The organism is Devosia sp. (assembly GCF_034675085.1).
Lineage (GTDB): Bacteria > Pseudomonadota > Alphaproteobacteria > Rhizobiales > Devosiaceae > Devosia.
The window spans coordinates 1-3,810 of sequence record NZ_JAUCDN010000311.1 but is presented as its reverse complement, the minus strand read 5'-3'; the positions used below and the strand labels follow the sequence as shown (position 1 = coordinate 3,810).

Here is a 3,810-nt window from a genome sequence, read left to right as displayed (position 1 = left end):
ATGCCGATGCCATAGGCGATGACCGCCAGCCGGATGATGCGCTGGGGCACGCGGTGGGCGTTGCGCGCCGCCAGATAGCCGCCAATGGTGACGCCCACCAGCGCGATCGAGCCGTGGTACCAGTCGATCGAGCCGCTGGCCGCAAAGCGCGCCACCGCCACCAGCGCCACGATGCTGGAGACATAGAGCTTGAGCCCGTTCATGGCGTGGATGTCGCTGAGCCCGGCGGTGGCGAGGAACGCCAGGAGCAAAATGCCCAGCCCGGCATTGAAGAATCCGCCATAAAGGCAGACGCCGGCGAGGAACGCCAGAAGCAGCAGGCTGCCGGCCAGCTTCAGCCCGCGCCGGCCATTGCCCCGCGCCGCCACCCAGCGGCTGATGGCATTGCCGAAGATGAACAGCAGCACCGCAAAGGCCATGAGCCAGGGCACTACCAGCGCAAATTGCGCGTCGCTGACCACCAGCAGCAATTCGGCCCCGGCATAGCCGAACAGGGCGGCGACCAGGCCATAGGGCACCAGCCGCTCGCGATAGCGCAGCATGGCCCGCCAATAGCCCAGCGCGCCGCTGGCATAGCCGGGCAGGGCGGCATAGGTGTTGGAGGCATTGGCCATGACCGGCGGCACCCCCACGAACAGCAGCGCCGGAAAAACGATGAACGATCCGCCGCCGGCCAGCGAATTGACGGCGCCGCCCAACAGGCCGGTCACCAGCAGGAAGACGGTTTCGAGCATGATCTGAGCCTTTGATCTGTCGCGTTTCCGAACCGGAAAACCGGTATCCACTTTTCCCGGAAACGCCCTAAAGCGCGTCGCGATCTTTCAGATTCGCTCCATGCGCTTTAGCCTTTTGTTTTTGCGCATGTCTTTATCCCGAAACCGGTTCCCACTTTCGGGAGACATGCTGTAAGGGCGGGCCGCGACGGGGCTCAGGCGCCTTGATTGCATGCCGGCCATGCGTTGACAAACCCGCAAGAGGGGGCCATATCCGCCTCGGGTCGCTGGCACCCGCCGCTCGCCGGATGAAACTCCGATGGTGAAGCCCAGCCCTGGCAAGACAGAACCCCGGTTCATCCCCCTGCAAGGCGCATCATGGCAAGGCGAGCCCCATGGACGAGTCGCCTCATTGCAGATGAGAGGATTTGACCGATGACGTTTGCACTCGACACTCTTTCCGCCCAATCGCTGAAGCTCGAAGCCAAGGCCCTGCGCGCCGAACGCGCCCGCGCCGGCGAGGATATCAGCCACGGCGCCGCCCTGGAGGCGGTGGCCCGTGCCCATGGCTATCGCGACTGGAACACGGCGCGCGCCGCGCTGCCAGACCGTATCGTTTCCCCCTGGCAGGTGGGCCAGCGCGTTTCCGGGCTCTATCTCGAACAGCCCTTCGAGGGCATGCTTATCGGCGTGCAGATGATGAGCGACATGCAGCATTATACGGTGACCATCAATTTAAACGAGCCGGTGAACGTGACGCCCAATTTCATGTTCGCCGCGCTGCGCCATCGCGTCGTCGCCACCGTGGATATCCACGGCATTTCCCCGGCGCTGCGCGGCAATGGCCATCCGCAAATGGTGCTGCGGCGGGCCTGAGCGCAGGCCATGACGACAAAGAGCGGATGAAGGGCAGGGCGGGACATGCCTTGCCCTTCATCGTTGAATGCCGATATACCGGAGGGACCGTAATGTTCAGCCATGGAATCGGCAATGACCACGCAGACCCAGCCCATCCAAGCCTACTCCCTGCCCACGCCCAATGGGCAGAAGGTGCATGTCATGCTCGAAGAGCTGGGGGTGCCCTGGGTCTATCACCGCATCGATATCGGCAAGGGCGAGCAGTTCGCTCCCGATTTCCTGGCGATTTCGCCCAATAACAAGATCCCCGCCATCGTCGACCCCGAAGGGCCGGGGGGCGAGCCGATCTCGATCTTCGAATCCGGGGCGATCCTGAAATATCTTGGGCTCAAATTCGGCCAGCTCTATCCCACCGATCCGCGCCAGCAGGTGAAGGTGGATGAATGGCTGTTCTGGCAGGTGGGCGGCTTCGGCCCCATGCTGGGCCAGAACAACCATTTCACCCTCTATGCGCCCGAAAAAATCCCCTATGCCATCAAGCGCTATGGCGAGGAAACGCTGCGGCTTTTCCGTGTGCTCAACACCCAGCTTGAGGGGCGCGACTACATCGCGGGCGATTATTCCATCGCCGATATCGCTTCCATCGGCTGGGCCCAGAGTTGGGAGCGCTATGGCGCCACGCGCGCCGAGCACCCCAATGTCATCGCCTGGATCGAGCGGCTCAATGCCCGTCCGGCCGTGGCCAGGGGCTTGGCCTTCGGCAAGGCCAGCTGATCGCGCGGGGCCGGCTCCCCGCCGGCCCGTCCGCCCTATGTCAAGGCAAGCGGGGCCAGGGCGCTTTCGGTAATCAGCAGCGAGGGGTGCATGGTGCGGTAGGGATCGGCGGTGAGGCCCAGAATGGCCAGGCACATGAACAGCGCGCAGCAGAACACCGCCAGCGCGTTGCGCGCCGCCCGCGGCGCCCCGGCATGGACCATCCCGATATTGAGCGCGGTAAGGATCGACAGGGCAAAGACCAGATACCACCGCGTCTCGTCGAGCACGCTCTGGCCCAAAGCCAGCCTGATGCCGCGCGCATCCTGCAATTCGTCGAAATCGCTGATGGTCTTGCCGATGAGCACTTCGGGCACGCCCTCTCCGGTCATGGCGATGATCTGGAGGCGCAGGCTTTGCAGCAGGTCATTGGCCCGGGCCGAGGCAGTGCGGTTGTGATTGGTGCTCCATTCCACGCTCATGATTTCATGGGCGTAATCGGAGATGGTCCGCTGCATTTCGGGCCGGTCCAGCGCCTCGGGCGCCGCCATGCCGGCAAGGCGCGAAATGCTCGAGCGCTCCGCCTGCGCCGCCCGGTCGGCCATGCCGTTGAGCGAAAACACATCGGAAGCGGCAAAGCCCAGCGCCAGCGCCCAGGCCGTGGCCGTGACCGAAATGAAGGCCGGCTGCGGCAGCCGCTCGGCCAGCGGCCCGCCGAAGCGCCGGACGAGATGGACCATGGCCACGCCGGCGCCGAAGCAGCAGAGCGCGATGACCAGCACGCAGGACGCCAGCAGCGGAAATGGAAGCCACAAAATTGCCTGCACGATCGTCCCCCCTCGAACCAGAGCCGAAAGCTAGCAAAGCCCAAAAGTCCGCACCAGCCCGCAGGGCAAGGAAATATGCACGCTCCGCCAGATGCTTGGCCGGCGCTGCTTTCCCAGCGGCGGGTTTTTCATCCACCCGGCCGCCCGATGGGGAAATCTCCCCCAGCGGCGACAAAGCCCTTGCTTTCGGGCTGCATTGCCCTGTATCAGACCCACGCCGGAGAGGTGGCCGAGTGGTCGAAGGCACGCCCCTGCTAAGGGCGCAGATGGTGATGAACTGTCTCGAGGGTTCGAATCCCTTCCTCTCCGCCATTCTACTCTATAAGTCATTGATTTTGTTATGGAGTTGGATTCTTAAAATCCACTTCCCGCCTATAAACCCGCCTAAAAAAAGGGGTTTGGTTCCGACCCATTGAGACAAATGGTGACAGGTACCGCTTCTCTCTTATGGTAAAAATTGCTAGGAATTTGCTATGAACAGTGATTCCGGGCCGACGTCTCCCAAGCCGTACAACTCCGTTGCTATGCGTGAACGCCGAAAGAAGGCGGGCGTGGTGCAAATCAGTTTCTATATTCGTGAGGTTGATAAACAAGAGGCGGCAAAAGTGTTGAATGCCACCGAGATCTGACCCTCTAGGGGCAGAAGTTTTCACTGAGAA

Annotated in this window: 5 protein-coding genes and 1 tRNA gene; 4 read left to right on the top strand and 2 right to left on the bottom strand. The window is 62.7% G+C overall.

Translation table 11 applies throughout. The annotated features are described in order from the left end of the window. A partial coding sequence (locus VDP82_RS15365; RefSeq protein ID WP_323015705.1) for a sulfite exporter TauE/SafE family protein occupies positions 1–734 on the bottom strand: 734 nt, incomplete at its 3' end. 414 nt (positions 735–1,148) lie between these two features. Between VDP82_RS15365 and VDP82_RS15360 the strand changes: the two genes are divergently transcribed. Together VDP82_RS15360 and VDP82_RS15355 are read left to right on the top strand one after the other, a co-directional pair. Continuing rightward, positions 1,149–1,589, top strand: coding sequence for a glyoxalase superfamily protein (locus VDP82_RS15360; protein ID WP_323015704.1), 441 nt, complete (start codon positions 1,149–1,151; stop codon positions 1,587–1,589). A 114-nt stretch (positions 1,590–1,703) separates the two neighbouring features. Then, entirely contained in the window at positions 1,704–2,345 is a 642-nt protein-coding gene (locus VDP82_RS15355; RefSeq protein WP_323015703.1) for a glutathione S-transferase N-terminal domain-containing protein, read from the top strand. A 35-nt stretch (positions 2,346–2,380) separates the two neighbouring features. Here VDP82_RS15355 and VDP82_RS15350 read toward each other — a convergent pair whose 3' ends face one another. Then, complete coding sequence (locus tag VDP82_RS15350; RefSeq protein ID WP_323015702.1) at positions 2,381–3,151, bottom strand: hypothetical protein; 771 nt, start codon at positions 3,149–3,151, stop codon at positions 2,381–2,383. 219 nt (positions 3,152–3,370) lie between these two features. Between VDP82_RS15350 and VDP82_RS15345 the strand changes: the two genes are divergently transcribed. Together VDP82_RS15345 and VDP82_RS15340 are read left to right on the top strand one after the other, a co-directional pair. Then, a tRNA-Ser gene (locus tag VDP82_RS15345) sits at positions 3,371–3,463 on the top strand. A 161-nt stretch (positions 3,464–3,624) separates the two neighbouring features. Next, positions 3,625–3,780 carry a hypothetical protein gene (locus VDP82_RS15340; protein ID WP_323015701.1) on the top strand — a complete coding sequence of 52 codons (156 nt, stop codon included), beginning with the start codon at positions 3,625–3,627 and terminating at the stop codon, positions 3,778–3,780. Positions 3,781–3,810: the final 30 nt, after the last annotated feature.